The organism is Halanaerobium polyolivorans (assembly GCF_020711195.1).
GTDB classification, from domain to species: Bacteria; Bacillota; Halanaerobiia; order Halanaerobiales; family Halanaerobiaceae; genus Halanaerobium; species Halanaerobium polyolivorans.
The window spans coordinates 16,385-31,084 of record NZ_JAJFAT010000016.1 but is presented as its reverse complement, the minus strand read 5'-3'; the positions used below and the strand labels follow the sequence as shown (position 1 = coordinate 31,084).

The following is a 14,700-nucleotide window of genomic DNA, read 5'->3' as shown; positions in this document are numbered from 1 at the left end:
TAACAGCAGTTATTTAAAGATAAAGTGAATATATAATTGCAACTGCTAGAGAAATAAATGGTGCTATCATTGTCACAATAAAATAATCAAAATATGTATCTTTAAACTTTAGTCCTGTATAAGCAAGCATTGCCAAATAAGCACTATTGTGAGGTAAAGTATCTAAACCAGTAGAAGCTATCAGAATAACCCTGTGTAAGTTTTCCGGATCAACAAATTGAGTAATATTTTCACCTACTGTACTGATTGTCAAAAGCATACCTCCTGAAGCACTACCTAATAAACCGGCAGCAATATTTGTAATTATGCCTACTAGAAGATAGGGATGTAAAGGAAGGGTTAATAAGTTTCCCAAAAAATTTTTAAATACATCCAGAGATGAAATAACCTGACCAAATCCCATTGCAGAAGCGGCAAACATTAGTGGAGCTACAGCATTAGAGATACTGCTGTTTAATACCTTAAGTAATTTTATCTTGTTAATGTTTTTGATTATCGAAACAAGGACTCCCAGTAATAATGCAATTACAGGTGGTTTTGCTAAAACTGCCAAGAAAATAAAAACTGTTAGCAATGGTAATACAGAAAGCACAAAACTTTTGAATTTTTTTGGATCTGCTTTTTTGAAAATACCGCTCTGAGAAGCATAATATTGCTCCCCTAATAATTTTTTTGTTCTGAATATTAAATAATAGACCGCAAAAGCAGAAGCAATAGTAATACTTATAATTCCTACCCCTAAACCAGCGACAGCAGATGTAGAAAGAAAATCCATCATAATCAAATTATGAATCTGAGGGCTACCAGGCATCGGCATCCCGATAATTAAACTACCACCAACTATAGAAGCTAATATCAGTGATTTAGATAAATTAACTTCTTCAAAAACTGATTTTGCAATAGGATAAATGGTAAAAATTAAAACAAAAGCAGAAATCCCTCCATAGGTTAAAACAGCACTTGCAAAAAATATGCCGACTGCAGCATATCTATGAGAAATAACATCTAGAACAAATTCTCCAATTGCAGCTGCATCTCCAGAATCCTCCATTGTTTTACCTAAAATTGCACTGAGCAAAAAAATCAGTAGATAATCCTGAACAAAGTTAGCAAAGCCTGCTAAATATTGGCTGTTTAATAGCTCGAGTATATTTATATTATTCAGCAAAGCTATTACAGAAGCAGAAATCGGAGCGACAATTACAATATTCACTTTTAAAACAATTAGAGTAATTAAAATTATAAATCCTATTAAAATACTTAACAAAATAACTCTCCTTCCAGACTTTAGAATATTTAGCTTAGAAACATAGCTTTATTTTAACCTTCATCAGCATTTTTGTCAATTTGAAAGCTTTTTATAATATCTTAAAGGACTATATTGTCGTATCTTGAATTATTAAAATAAAGCACAGTGATTAAATAAAGTTTTTGCCCAAGTTGAAAGAAGGTGAAATATTTCATATTATGATGCTAATAATAGATAATTATGATTCATTCACTTATAATTTAGTAGAATATTTTAAAATATTAAAGCAGCAAGTAAAAGTTGCTAGAAATGATGCCATTATTATCCCTGAAATCATTGACCTCGATCCTGAGACGATTGTTATTTCACCAGGGCCATGCACACCAAAAGAAGCAGGTATTTCCAAAAAGATTGTCAGAGAATTAAAAGCTGATTATCCCATTCTTGGTATCTGTCTTGGTCACCTAGCTATAGCAGAGACTTTTGGGGCAGACATTATAAAAGCAGTTGTTAATAAGTCTAATCTACCTGCAGAATTAGAAGTCAGTGCTCGGAGTGAGCAGGGAGAAATAATGGGTATTCGGCACAAAAATTATCTTGTAGCTGGTGTTCAGTTTCATCCAGAAGCTGTTTTAACCGAACAAGGTTTAAAATTATTAAATAATTTTTTAAAGGCAGGTAAAGAATATGCTAATTAAAAAACTCCAAATTAAGGGAGGTTAATCCTGCTCCATTTGCAGCTTATCTTGATTTTGGAGATTACCAGATTCTTTCTTCTTCCCCGGAAAGATTTATAAGGTCTAAAAATAACAAACTTTTCACACGGCCAATTAAAGGAACTAGGCCAAGAGGTAAAAACAAAGTAGAAGATTTGAAATTAAAAGTAGATTGTATAAAAAATATTTTCCCCGGTGGTTCAATTACAGGTGCACCTAAAATTAGAGCCATGGAAATCATAGATGAATTAGAGCCTACTCAAAGAAATATTTATACAGGATCAATAGGCTATCTTGATTTTAATGGTAATATGGATCTTAATATAGTCATCAGAACTATGCTAACAAAGAATAAAAAAGTCTATTTTCAAGTAGGTGGAGGAATCGTTTGGGATTCTAATGCTGCAGCTGAATATCAAGAATCATTAGATAAAGGTAAAGCACTAGTGGAAGCACTCAAAAGATAATAGAAGGTGAAAATATGTATTATATTTTTAATGCTGAGCATATTCAGCGTCTGCGCCAAAGTTCTGCCGCATTAAATATTGACTTAAATTATTCTGATCAAGAAATCAAATATTATCTTAAAAAATTAATTGAAAAAAATGCTTTTAATGGAGCTATAAAAATATTATTGGCTAAAAATATTAATTCCAGCGATTTAATTATCACAATGAAAGAAAAAAATATCAACCTGAAGATTATCAAAAAGGCTTTAATTTAAAAATAAGCCAAGTTTTAAGAAATTCAACTTCAAAAATAATCAAACATAAAACAACTAATTATCTTGAAAATATATTGGAATTCAGAAAGGCTAAGGCTGAAGGTTTTGATGAAGTAATATTTTTCAATGAAAAGGGTTATTTAGCTGAAGGGGCAATTTCTAATATATTTATTGTAAATGAGCAAAAAATATATACACCAGGACTAGAAAATGGTTTATTAAATGGAATCTTAAGAAAAAAAGTGTTATCACAAAACTATTATCAAGTAGAAGAAAGAAATATTGGGCTTGATTTAATTAATGAAGCTGATGAAATTTTTATCACAAATTCATTATTAAAAATTATGCCTGTTAGAGCTATTGCAAATACTCAATTTAAAAACAGCAATTTTAAGTTTAGAGAAAGAATAGCTAAAATCATATAATTGAAAGGAGATAATTAATGCAATATTTATTAGACACAGCAGAAATAGAAAGTATAAAAAAAGCTTTTGAGCTTTATCCATTAGATGGGGTAACCACAAATCCCAGTATAATTGCCAAAGAAAACAAGGATTTTATTTCTTTATTAAATCAAATACGCAATATTATTGGTGAGGATAAAATGCTGCATGTTCAGGTATTAGCTAAAAATGCTGAACAGATGATAAAAGAAGCTAAATACCTTAAAAATAAAATTGGTGGTAATATTTATATTAAAATACCTGTCACTGCTCAGGGTATCAAAGCTATCAAAAGCTTAAAACCTCATAACTACCAAATCACTGCTACTGCAATTTTCACTCCTCAGCAGGCTTTAATGGCAGCTAAAGCAGGGGCTGATTTTGTTGCTCCTTATGTTAATAGAATCTCAAATACAAATGTCAGTGGAATTAAAGTAGTAAGAGAAATTATCCACTTATTAAAAGAAAATAATTTAAAAACAAAGGTTTTAGCTGCTTCATTTAAGAATATCCAGCAGATCCATGAAGTTACTCTTAATGGAGCTCAAGCTATTACAGCTCCAGTAGAGTTAACTGAAAAGCTTCTGGAACATTCCGGGACCAGCAATAGTGTTGAAGAGTTTATAAAAGATTGGGAAACTATATATGGAAAAGGAAATTTAACATATGATATATAATTTCATTTAAAATATTGCTATTTATACAGACAAAACCGCATCTTTGGCTTATCAGTCAAAATGCGGTTTTTGCATTAATTTATAATTTTAAAATCATTAATTAATATTTTATCAATAAAATTAAGGGACTAATACCTCATCTATTACATGGATTACTCCATTACTAGCTTCAATATCAGTTGCAATTACTTGAGAATCATTGATAAACACATTGCCATCCTCAACAGTAACTCTTAGATTTTCACCAAGCAGGGTTGGTACTTCTGCGCCATCAAGGGTTACTACATCTTCCGCCATTACTTTTCCTGATACTACATGGTAAAGCAGAACATCTGCTAAAGCCTCTTTATCTGCTAGCAAGCTTTCTAATACTCCCTCAGGTAGATTGGCAAAGGCTTCATCTGTAGGAGCGAAAACTGTAAATGGTCCCTCACCTTTTAAAGCGAAAACAAGATCTGCTTCAATAACAGCAGTAACTAAAGTGTTAAAGTCATCTGCTTCTAAAGCAACTTCAAGTACATCGGATCTATTTATATGACCATGGGCAAAAACAGCTGAAGTAAAGACCAAACTCATCAAAACTGCCAGGACAAGGACCCCAACTAAAACAGAAGCATTTCTAAAAAATAATTTTTTCATTACAAAAACCTCCTTGATAATATTTACTTTTTGCGATATTTTAATTTAATATTATTTTATCACTATTTTTGACAAAAAGCAATAGTCATTGTTACTATTTGTAAAATTGTATCGTGCTTTGCATTTTATAATTTTTTCATTTTCTCTCCTTTCCTTAAAGTTCTATAATTAGATAATTGGCTAAAACAAAAAAATATCCTGCTAAATTTTTAGCAGGGTTTAATATAAAAATTATTACTTTAATTTAATTTAAAGCTATGGAAAACAGAAAAACTCTTTTGCTATTTAATCTGTCAGCAAAAGAGCTTTAGGACTACATCTATTAGGAGAGAAGGAATTTATTTATTAATTATTTGATTGATTTTTTTTATTTCCTTAAGAGGAGCTTTGAAATTTCTGTTTTCATCTAAAAGCCCATTTTTTTCTTGTTCAACATCAGTTAACTGTGTGTAACAGTAGCCTTCAAAATAATCAACCATTTTAATTTCTTCCAGCATAATATTTATTCTTTCAATTAATTCTGTTTGATCTTTTACTCCTTTACCATAACCCCAGCCCTCTTTATTTTGAAAAGCAAGACCTCCAAATTCACTAAAAATTATAGGCTGATTCTGGTAAGTATAATTGTCAGCCATTAAATACTTGCCATCATTAAAGACTTCTTTGTTATCTACTAAATTAATTTTGTTATCTTTATAAATTTCAATGATTTCTTTATCATTACCTCTTCCTTCATAATCATGGATAGTTATAATATCTGAGATAGTGTGTTCCCAGCCATCATTACAAATAATAGGGCGCTCGGGATCAATACTTTTGGTTAAATAATAAACTCCTTCTGTAAATTGCTGCTCTTTTCTGCTAGTTTTTATTGATTCTATTCCCCATGATTCATTAAAAGGGACCCAGGTTATAATAGAAGGATGATTATAAAGTTCTTTGACAATTCTTAACCATTGACTGCTGAATTCATCCACTACCTGATCAGCATATTCATAAGTTGAGCCAATTTCAGCCCAAATCACTAAACCCATTTTATCCGCCCAGTAATAAAAGCGGTTATCTTCTATTTTTTGATGTTTTCTGGCTCCATTAAAACCCATTTCTTTGATTAATTCAATATCTTTTTTTATTGCCTGATCAGAAGGAGGTGTTGCAATAGTATTTGGCCAATAACCCTGATCAAGTATTAATTTTTGATAAAAAGGTTTGTTGTTTAATAATATTTTGCCATCTTCAATCGAAATTTTCCTCATTCCAAAATAAGAGCTTACATTATCTATTTTTTGCTCATCTTTCAATAAATAATAATTAATCTCATACAGATTTGGGTTTTCTGGACTCCATAATTTAATTTCATTATTTTTATCACTTACATTTATTTTGAAGTTATAGCTATCCTTATTGATATCAAATTTAAAACTTTGAATAACTTTATCTTCAAACTTAATCTCAGTTAACAACTTATATCCAGCTTCTTCTAAATCACTAGTTTCAAAATTATATCTTAGCTCTATTTCCTGAGAATCTATATCAGGAGTTAATTTAACATCTTTTAAATAAGCTTCTTTAGCTACATATTCTAACCAGACTGTCTGCCAGATTCCAGTTGTTCTGGTATACCAGCACAAAAAGTTATCCTTTTTATAACTCTGTTTGCCGCGGGGCTGCAATTTGCTCATAGTATCTTCTATTTTTATCACCAGATTATTTTCAGCCTGGTAATTAAGATAGTCACTGAGATCAAAGCAAAAAGCATCATATCCTCCAACATGACTGCCGATAAAATTGCCATTCAACCAGACCTTAGTAATATAATCAGCTGCACCAAAGTTTAAAATGACTTTTTTATCTTTCTTTGCTTCAACTACAAAAGTTCTCTGATACCAGATGCAGCTATGTTCTTTACGATCTTCAATTCCACTTGCCTTACTTTCAAAAGTAAAGGGAACTAATATTTTTTTATCAAAACTTTCTTTTTTAAACCATCTTTCTTTTTCCCCCTGATTATTATCATCAAAAGCAAAGTTCCATTCTCCATTTAAATTCTGCCATTCTTTTCTCTTAAATTGTGGCCTTGGATATTCAGGCCGTGGTATATTTTTCTCCATTTGTCTCCTCCTGTCATCTGATTTTAACCTTTGATTCCTGTAAATTTAATACCTTTAATAATCTGTTTTTGGAAAAACAAAAATATTACTATTGCTGGCAAAGATGCTAGCATATTTACTGTCATTGGTATAGTATAATCTGGAGTATAAGCATCAGTAAAAGTTGGCACTCCTAATGGCAGAGTAAACATAGATTGTTCCATTACTGCAATAAAAGGCCAGAGGAACTCATTCCAGGTTTGAATAAAGGTAAAAATAGCTATTGCAGCTATTGCAGCTTTTGAGAGTGGCATAAAAATATTCCAGTAAATCCTAAACAATCCACATCCATCTATTCTTGCACTATCAATCAGATCTCGTGGTACTGCATCGAAAAATTCTTTTAAAATAATTACCCCTAAGGGAATTGCAACCCTGGGCAGAACTAAAGCAGGATAAGTATTAATCAAACCTAAATTCCCTACAATATCAAATAATGCTACCACATTTGCCTCTGTAGGAACCATCAAACCTGCCATTGCAAACACAAATAATACATTTTTGAATTTAAAATCAATTACCGAAAAAGCAAAAGCAGCTAAAGAACTCAAGAATATTACTAACAAAGTAGCACTAGAAGCGACAATAAAACTGTTGAGCATCCACCTAAATATTGGTGCTCTTTGAATTACTGAAAAATAATTTGCTAAAGAATATGGAGGTGTAAACCAATCTATTATTCTACTTACTCTAAAACCTTCAGATTTTAAAGAAACAAATAACATCCAAATAATTGGCAGTAAAAAGCAGACTGCTATGCCATAAGAAACCATATATTTTAAAGCTTTTTTTGTTGGTGAAATTTCTTTTTTCATTGAACATCACTTCGCTTTCTTCTAATAACGATTTGAGCTACCGAAATAATAATTAAAATCACAAAAATTGTAAAGGACATTGTAGCTCCATAGCCAAGACTGTTCTGTCTAAAACTAGTTTCATAGATATACTGAATAATTGGTCTGGTTGCTGTACCAGGTCCCCCACCTGTAATCAACCAAATCTGGGCAAAAACCTTGTAGGAAAATATAATCTGCAATAATACTATTACCCAGGTAATTGGTTTTAATTGAGGTAAGGTGATATATAAAAACTGCTCTAATGGTGTTGCTCCATCAACAGAAGCTGCTTCATAATATGATTCTGGTATATCTTGTAATGCTGCCAGATATAAAATCATATTAAAACCAACTGTCCACCATAGAGTTGCAAATACTACTACAAACCAGGCTAAAAGATCTCGGCTCAACCACTGAATGCCATTAGAAATAACTCCGATGTCTTCTAAAAACATATTAATAAAACCATTGTTAGTCTGAAATAAATATACCATTATTGAAGAAATTACCGCCACAGATAAAACATATGGTAGAAAAAATGAAATTTTTAAAAATAATTTGCCTCTTATTTTCTGATTACAAATTAATGCTAAGACCAATCCTGCTAAAACTATAGTAGGTGTGCTTACTAAAACAAAGATCATAGTATTGCCAAATGAACTCCAAAAAGATGAATCTTGAAACATTTCAATATAATTACTGAAGCCTACAAAGTGCATTTTTCTAACTATTGTCCACCGATGCAAACTCATCCAAAAACCTCGAATAATGGGAAATACCAAAAAAACTAAATAAACTATCATAAAGGGCAGAATAAAAGGTAAAGCTTTAATGAAGTTCTTCTTTTTATTGCTATTAAATTCCAATTATATCGAACCTCCTTTAAGAATTTTATTTTAATAGCGGGAAAAATTTCCCGCTATTAATTAAGTGTAAATTTATCTTGTTAAAGTTCTTTCGATTCTTCTGACAGCTTCTGTGAAAGCCTCTTCTGCTGTAGTTCTATCTCTCCAGTACTCACTTAAGGCTGTAGTAATCTCACTTCTAATTCCCCAGGTATTATTACCTGCACTATCAAAACTTGCAAAGTCAGCTGCTTCTACATAATCCATTCTGTAAGGCATATTTTGAAATGATTCATTCTCAATAATTATTTTTTTGCTTGGTATATGTCCAGCTCTTGCCCACATTTCACCATTATCAGTTAACCATTTGGCAAAAGTTAAAGCTGCTTTTTCTTTAATTGGATCACTATCATTATATGGTAAAACTAAGCTGTGAGAATCTGCCCAAACTGCCTGATTTTCAAATACTTTAGGCATTGGAACAACACCAAAATCAAGTTCTTCAGTATTTTCTAAAGTTCCAGTAATCCAAACCCCTGTTAAAAGTACTGCTGTATCTTGATTTCTAAAAAGATTAACACTTTCATCATATTCAGCATTAACTGGTGTAAAGTCATTATCATAAATTGACTTCATATATTCTGCAGCTTGAATCGCTTTATCCATATCAATAGTCAGCTCATCATCTGAGACTATTGGACTACCACCTAACTGACTATAAAGACCCCACCATAATCGATAGTGTCCATCAGCAGTAAAGTTAGTCCAGTATGACATTGGATAACGAGCTGTAGATTCAGCTTGAATTTTGCTTAGAAATTCCATAAATCCTTCAGGAGTTTCATCAATTATTGGTTCACCATTTTCAGCTAATAAGTCTGCTTCCTCTAATAAAGTTTTGTTGTAATATAAAACTTGGGGGTGAGTATCCAGTGGTACCCCATAATATCCATCATTAACTAGGGCTCCATCTAAAATATTTTGGTTGAAATCTGACCAATTAAGACCTATCTCTTCTGCAGTATCATCTAATTCAATGACCAATCCTTCATTTGCCATTTCTTCTAACCTTGAAATATGTGTAATTGCAATATCTGGTCCAAATCCACTAGCTATAGCAGTAATTAAACCTGTGTAGTATTCACTAAATTCAAGTCTGGTCTGTTTTACAACAATTTCATCCTGACTATCATTAAAGCTTTCGATCATAGCATCCATAAAGTCGGCATCGCCACCACCAAATAGATTCCAAAATTCAACTTCTACTACTCCATCTCCTCCACTATCTCCACCACTAAAAAAAGCATTGACACTAAATGATAAGGCAATAATTAGGAACAACACCAAAACAACTCGTAGCATTTTTTTAGATAACATCTAAAAACCTCCCTTTAATTTTTGAAAACAGAATTATTTTACAATATTGCGAATATTTATCTTTTTTGACCCCTCCTTCTTTTATTTCATATATTTATATTTTAGTTTAATAAAAGTTGAATTAAAATCCATAAAAATATTCTGGAAAATCTCTCTATTTTTTATTTCGCCATTAATGTTAAATCTCCTGCTTTTATTTTAATTATTTTTGATTTGTTTTATTGTTTATTAAAGTTATATCTATATCTAAGCATAATATCTTGTTTATAGTTGCCAAATTCTCTCCCAAATAAATTAATCCCCCCCACATTTCTGGCATCTTCTTTTACTCCAATTTTAACTTTTATAAAATCATTTTCTTCTATATTGATATCAGCTAAATTTACATCAGATATTTTATTACCATCTATATAAGTCCCATCTTCAGTAACTTTCCAAATTTTTAGTAAGCCATGCTGAGTTTGATCAAAGTACCACCAATCTGGGTTTAGTATACCTCTTTTTTCACCAAAATCACCTGGTGAAGTCCAAACACCTATTTCTATTCCATTAATCCAGATAGAAATATCAGAAGGCCAATCCTCATTATAATCTGAGGTTTCTGAACAAATCTCCATACTTAACTCTAATTTAATTGCCTGAGAGCCTTTTGGCAGATCATTAGGAAATAGATATTTGACATAACCACTGCCAAACCAAAGGATTTGAGCATTAGTGTGATTTGGATTCAAAAAAGATTTGACATCATCCAGTTCTCCAATCACCCCTTTTGCTGAGGCAAGCCCACAGGTAGGCTTTACTTCAAAGTCTTTATAATTTCCGATCGGCATAGAAGTTTCGATTAAATTCTTATCTTTTAAATCTCTTGAACCAGGTAGGTTAATCAGTATTTTATCATAAGTTAAGCTGCAAATTTTCTGTGAACCATGATTGCCCGGTTTATATTCAGTTTCGATCAGTCCAGCCTCTTCAAGTTTTTTAATATTTACTGTTACAGAAGATGCAGGCATATTTATATATTCAGAAATCTGATTTAAATTCATAGCTTCATTCTGTAAAACTTCTATAATTTTCATTCTTGATTCAGATCCCAATGCTTTAAAAACATCAATTATCTGTTCTTCATCTTTTAATTCAAGTATATTACCTTTCATTTTAACCCCTCCAGTGTATTTATTTTAACAATTATTAAACTAAAAAGCAATAATTAAAAATAAATCTTAGAGGGAATATTGCATTAAGCAGATTTTAAATATTTTTATAATTTTTCAATGCCCACGGTTTTGAGGAATTTGTTAAAACCACTTATTCCCTTTTGATCATTCTTATATACTCCAGCTCTTTCTAAAACCTGAGTAAATTTCTTAGCTGTTTCTTTTTCCAGAAGCTTTTCTGCTTCTTCAAACTCTAGTTCTCTGCCATAAGCAGCTTCCAGCTCTTTAAGCCAGTTTAGATGTTTTTCCATCCCCTCTTTTAACTTTAACTCTTCTATACTTAAGCTTGAGCTTAAATATTCAGCTATTAGATTAAGCTCTTTTTTTAAGCGCCCCGGTAAAATAGCCCTTCCCATAACTTCGATTAAACCGATATTTTCTTTTTTAATATGGTGTAACTTTTTATGTGGATGAAAAATACCATCAGGATATTCTTCATTACAGCGGTTATTGCGCAGAACCAAATCAAGTTCATATTGTTCTTCTTCACCTGCATATTGTCTTTTGCGGGCAATAGGGGTTACAGTATTATGGGCAATCTCTTTACCATCCTCTTGGCTGTAAGCTTTAATATTTAAACTATGATCTGTGTATTGACGCCACTTTTTTAATATTTTATCAGCCAAGTTGATAAGATCTTCCCTTGCTTTTGACCTTAACCTAATTACAGATAAAGGCCATCTTAACCTGCTGATCTCAACATCCATAAAGCTGGGATCTTCATAATATGCTGTGCTTTCTGCTTCTTCCATCGGGAATATATGTCTGCCTCCCTGAAAATGGTCATGGCTTAAAATTGAGCCACCCACTAAAGGTAGATCTGCATTAGAACCAATAAAATAATGGGGAATCTGTTCTAAAAAGTCCATCAATACAGCAAAAGTCTTTTTGTTGATATTCATCGGCTTATGTTCTCGGTGAAAAACTATGCAGTGCTCATTATAATAAACATAGGGTGAATACTGTAAAAACCAGTTCTCATTTTGTAATTTTAAGGGGATTACCCGATGATTCTGCCTGGCAGGATGATTTAAAGAGCCTGCAAAACCGACATTTTCCAAACATAAATAACATTTAGGATAATTACTCTGTGGTGCTGCTTTAGCTTTGGCAATCTCTGCCGGATCTTTTTCTGGTTTAGAAAGATTGATGGTGATCTCTATTTGGCCATAACTACTGTCTGCACTCCAGTTTAAATTCTTAGCTGTTCTCTCAAGCCTAATATAATTGCTTTTTTGAGCAAAAGTATAATATTGCTCAGCTGCAGCTTTAATATCATACTCTTCAGCAGTATTATAAAAACGGGCAGCTATTTCTGACTGTCTGGGAGTTAAAGCTCCCATAATTTTAGTATCTAAGAGATCTCTCTCACTAATATTATTATTGATCAATGCCTTTGCCGCTGCAAAATCAAGCAGCCCATCCAAAATAGCTTGGGGATTAGCAGGTAGTTCAAGTTCTGATTCGGGATCTAATGCTTCTGCTGGTGCTTCTTTGATTTCTAAAATAGCTCTGATTTCATTTCTGGCAGCTATTTTATCCCACTCAGCTAATAAGTTATTTTTTTCTCCATAAGCCAACAGTTTTTCAATGAGTTGATTTGCTTTTTCTTCTTTCACTAATAAACCTCCCTCAAAAATCATTCTTCCAATTTTTATCTTATTGGCTAAAAAAACATTTAAAGCTTCCTTGCTCCAGGGGCTGGATCTGTTATATAAATATCTGCTTTTATCCCACTACTTTGGTAATACGCTTTTTTAATATTTTCTGCAAAATCGTTTACAAATTCTTTTTTTACTAAATTGACTGTGCAACCTCCAAAACCAGCTCCGGTCATTCGAGCTCCTTTAACTCCTTTTTCTCGTGAAGCCAACTCCACTAATAAATCAAGTTCTTTTGAGCTAACCTCATAGTCAGCACTTAAACTCTGATGGGATTCATAAAGCAATTTACCAAATTCTTTCATATCATTTTTTTCTAAAGCTTTTTTAGCATCCAATACTCTCTGGTTTTCACTTATTACATGGTGAGCCCGTTTATAAACATTTTTTTTAAGTTCAGCTTTATATTTTTCTAGACTTTCTAAATCTAGATCACGCAGAGCTGTTATATTTTCATCAATTTTTTGCTTAAAAAACTCTACTGCCTGATTACATTCTTTTCTTCTCTTATTATATTCTGAATCAACCAAGCCTCTTTCTACTTTTGAATTGCAAATTACAATCTGATAATTTTCATTAGCAAAAGGTACCAATTGATATTGATTAGTTCTACAGTCAATTAATAGAGCATTATCTTTTTGGCCAAGACGAGAAATATATTGATCCATGATTCCACACTGTACATTAACAAAATTATTTTCTGCTCTCTGGGCCAGTAATGCCAATTCAACAGCTTCTAAATTAATATTATGTAGATCACTAATTGCTAAAGCTGTAACTACCTCTAAAGCAGCCGAAGAACTTAAACCTGAACCTTGAGGAATATTACCGGTAAAAAGCAAATTAAATCCCTGCAGCTTATTTCCTAATTTCTGCAGCTCATCTATTATTCCTTTAATGTAATTTACCCAGATGTTTTCTTTATCATAAAACAGCTTATCTACCTTAAACTCGATTACTTTATCATAATCAAGCGAAAAAGCTTTTACCTTTTTGTCATTTCTAAGCTGAATAACCATTCTGATATCCTTTTCTATAGCCATTGGCATTACAAATCCATCATTATAATCTGTATGTTCACCAATTAAATTCACTCTACCTGGTGCAGCATAAACTCCTTTATCTAAAGATGTATCTTTAAATGTATTTTGATAATTTTCTAATAAAAGTTCTTTATTCATCACTAAAACCTCCTGATTTATGCCATTCCCAGGCGGTAGAAATTATCTTTTCTAAATCTTGATAGGCCGGCTTCCAGTTAAGATCACTTTTAATCTTTTCGGAGCTCGCAATTAAAACTGCAGGATCTCCAGCTCTTCGCTCACTAACTTCTACCTCAAAATCCTTTTGAGTAACCTTTTTGACAGCTGCAATAACCTCTTTAACCGAATAACCATTACCACAACCAAGATTATATATATCACTATCTTTACCAGCCGCTAATGCTTCAAGAGCTAAAAGATGAGCATCAGCTAAGTCATTAACATGAATATAATCTCTTATACAGCTGCCATCTTTAGTTGGATAATCATCACCAAAAATATAAATTTTATCTCTAATTCCGAGGGCAGTCTGCAGGACAATTGGGATTAAATGTGTTTCTGGGTCATGAGCTTCTCCAATTTGTCCTTCTGGATCTGCTCCAGCCGCATTAAAATAACGCAGAGAAATAAATTTTAAACCATGGATTTGATCATATCTTTTTAAAATTTTCTCAAAAAATAGCTTGCTTTCTCCATAGACATTTTCCGGTTGAGTTGGATGATTTTCTGGAATTGGGATTGATTCTGGCTCTCCATAAACTGCTGCCGTTGAAGAAAAAACAAAATACTTGACATTATTTTCAACCATTAGCTCCAATAAATTTAAGGCTTTAGCCACATTATTATGATAATATTTGCCTGGATCCTCCATTGATTCACCAACAAGGCTATCTGCTGCCAAATGAATTACTCCTTCAATTTCATGTTCAGCAAAAATTGATTTTAAAAGCTCTTTATTGCCAATATCACCTTCAATAAATTCTCCACCCAAAACTGCTTTTTCGTGTCCTTTTTTTAAATTATCGATAGTAACAGTGTCGTGTCCCGCTTCTAGAAGTCTTTTGAGAACATGGCTCCCTATATAACCTGCTCCTCCAGTAAGCAAAATTTTCATTGCATTTCTCCT

At 32.1% G+C, this 14,700-nt stretch carries 12 protein-coding genes and 2 pseudogenes; 4 read left to right on the top strand and 10 right to left on the bottom strand.

The genetic code is table 11. From position 1 onward, the window contains the following. Nucleotides 1-13: 13 nt before the first annotated feature. Nucleotides 14-1,267 carry a GntP family permease gene (locus LJ207_RS10455; RefSeq protein ID WP_229346447.1) on the bottom strand — a complete coding sequence of 418 codons (1,254 nt, stop codon included), beginning with the start codon at nt 1,265-1,267 and terminating at the stop codon, nt 14-16. 200 nt (nt 1,268-1,467) lie between these two features. Here LJ207_RS10455 and LJ207_RS10450 point away from each other — a divergent pair, with 200 nt between their 5' ends. The 4 genes and pseudogenes from LJ207_RS10450 to LJ207_RS10430 all read left to right on the top strand — a co-directional run bounded on the left by LJ207_RS10450 (nt 1,468) and on the right by LJ207_RS10430 (nt 3,809). Beyond that, nucleotides 1,468-1,947, top strand: a complete 480-nt coding sequence (locus LJ207_RS10450; RefSeq protein ID WP_229346446.1) for an anthranilate synthase component II — start codon at nt 1,468-1,470, stop codon at nt 1,945-1,947. 8 nt (nt 1,948-1,955) lie between these two features. Further along, nucleotides 1,956-2,432, top strand: a pseudogene (locus LJ207_RS10440) (chorismate-binding protein); the annotation flags it as partial. A 14-nt stretch (nt 2,433-2,446) separates the two neighbouring features. Beyond that, nucleotides 2,447-3,114: pseudogene (locus LJ207_RS12580) on the top strand (aminotransferase class IV). Nucleotides 3,115-3,131: 17 nt separating this feature from the next. Continuing rightward, on the top strand, nt 3,132-3,809 hold the full coding sequence (locus tag LJ207_RS10430; RefSeq protein ID WP_229346444.1) for a fructose-6-phosphate aldolase: 678 nt from the start codon (nt 3,132-3,134) through the stop codon (nt 3,807-3,809). A 120-nt stretch (nt 3,810-3,929) separates the two neighbouring features. Here LJ207_RS10430 and LJ207_RS10425 read toward each other — a convergent pair whose 3' ends face one another. From LJ207_RS10425 to galE, 9 genes are all read right to left on the bottom strand, one after another. After that, nucleotides 3,930-4,448: a fasciclin domain-containing protein gene (locus tag LJ207_RS10425; RefSeq protein ID WP_229346443.1), complete on the bottom strand. Its 519-nt coding sequence runs from the start codon at nt 4,446-4,448 to the stop codon at nt 3,930-3,932. A 338-nt stretch (nt 4,449-4,786) separates the two neighbouring features. After that, nucleotides 4,787-6,559, bottom strand: a complete 1,773-nt coding sequence (locus LJ207_RS10420; RefSeq protein WP_229346442.1) for a glycoside hydrolase family 2 protein — start codon at nt 6,557-6,559, stop codon at nt 4,787-4,789. A 23-nt stretch (nt 6,560-6,582) separates the two neighbouring features. Beyond that, nucleotides 6,583-7,413, bottom strand: coding sequence for a carbohydrate ABC transporter permease (locus tag LJ207_RS10415; RefSeq protein WP_229346441.1), 831 nt, complete (start codon nt 7,411-7,413; stop codon nt 6,583-6,585). Next, the gene (locus LJ207_RS10410) at nt 7,410-8,300 is read right to left on the bottom strand and encodes a carbohydrate ABC transporter permease (protein ID WP_229346440.1); all 891 of its coding nucleotides are present in this window, start codon (nt 8,298-8,300) and stop codon (nt 7,410-7,412) included. Before LJ207_RS10410 ends, LJ207_RS10415 begins: the two co-directional genes overlap by 4 nt. A 72-nt stretch (nt 8,301-8,372) precedes the next feature. Further along, on the bottom strand, nt 8,373-9,656 hold the full coding sequence (locus tag LJ207_RS10405) for an ABC transporter substrate-binding protein (RefSeq protein WP_229346439.1): 1,284 nt from the start codon (nt 9,654-9,656) through the stop codon (nt 8,373-8,375). 218 nt (nt 9,657-9,874) lie between these two features. Continuing rightward, entirely contained in the window at nt 9,875-10,810 is a 936-nt protein-coding gene (locus LJ207_RS10400; protein WP_229346438.1) for an ArsR/SmtB family transcription factor, read from the bottom strand. 104 nt (nt 10,811-10,914) lie between these two features. Beyond that, nucleotides 10,915-12,489 (bottom strand): UDP-glucose--hexose-1-phosphate uridylyltransferase, encoded by a 1,575-nt coding sequence (locus tag LJ207_RS10395; RefSeq protein WP_229346437.1) that lies wholly within the window; start codon nt 12,487-12,489, stop codon nt 10,915-10,917. A gap of 59 nt (nt 12,490-12,548) precedes the next feature. Then, a complete protein-coding gene (locus LJ207_RS10390) occupies nt 12,549-13,712 on the bottom strand; it encodes a galactokinase (RefSeq protein ID WP_229346436.1) in 1,164 nt (387 codons plus the stop codon). Further along, nucleotides 13,705-14,688: a UDP-glucose 4-epimerase GalE gene (galE, locus tag LJ207_RS10385; RefSeq protein ID WP_229346435.1), complete on the bottom strand. Its 984-nt coding sequence runs from the start codon at nt 14,686-14,688 to the stop codon at nt 13,705-13,707. Before galE ends, LJ207_RS10390 begins: the two co-directional genes overlap by 8 nt. Between the last annotated feature and the right edge of the window lie 12 nt (nt 14,689-14,700).

Coding starts and splice junctions, on each gene's coding strand:
- LJ207_RS10450 (WP_229346446.1), top strand. CDS start 1,468: ATGATGCTAATAATAGATAATTATGATTCATTCACTTATAATTTAGTA.
- LJ207_RS10430 (WP_229346444.1), top strand. CDS start 3,132: ATGCAATATTTATTAGACACAGCAGAAATAGAAAGTATAAAAAAAGCT.
- LJ207_RS10425 (WP_229346443.1), bottom strand. CDS start 4,448: ATGAAAAAATTATTTTTTAGAAATGCTTCTGTTTTAGTTGGGGTCCTT.
- LJ207_RS10420 (WP_229346442.1), bottom strand. CDS start 6,559: ATGGAGAAAAATATACCACGGCCTGAATATCCAAGGCCACAATTTAAG.
- LJ207_RS10415 (WP_229346441.1), bottom strand. CDS start 7,413: ATGAAAAAAGAAATTTCACCAACAAAAAAAGCTTTAAAATATATGGTT.
- LJ207_RS10405 (WP_229346439.1), bottom strand. CDS start 9,656: ATGTTATCTAAAAAAATGCTACGAGTTGTTTTGGTGTTGTTCCTAATT.
- LJ207_RS10400 (WP_229346438.1), bottom strand. CDS start 10,810: ATGAAAGGTAATATACTTGAATTAAAAGATGAAGAACAGATAATTGAT.
- LJ207_RS10390 (WP_229346436.1), bottom strand. CDS start 13,712: ATGAATAAAGAACTTTTATTAGAAAATTATCAAAATACATTTAAAGAT.
- galE (WP_229346435.1), bottom strand. CDS start 14,688: ATGAAAATTTTGCTTACTGGAGGAGCAGGTTATATAGGGAGCCATGTT.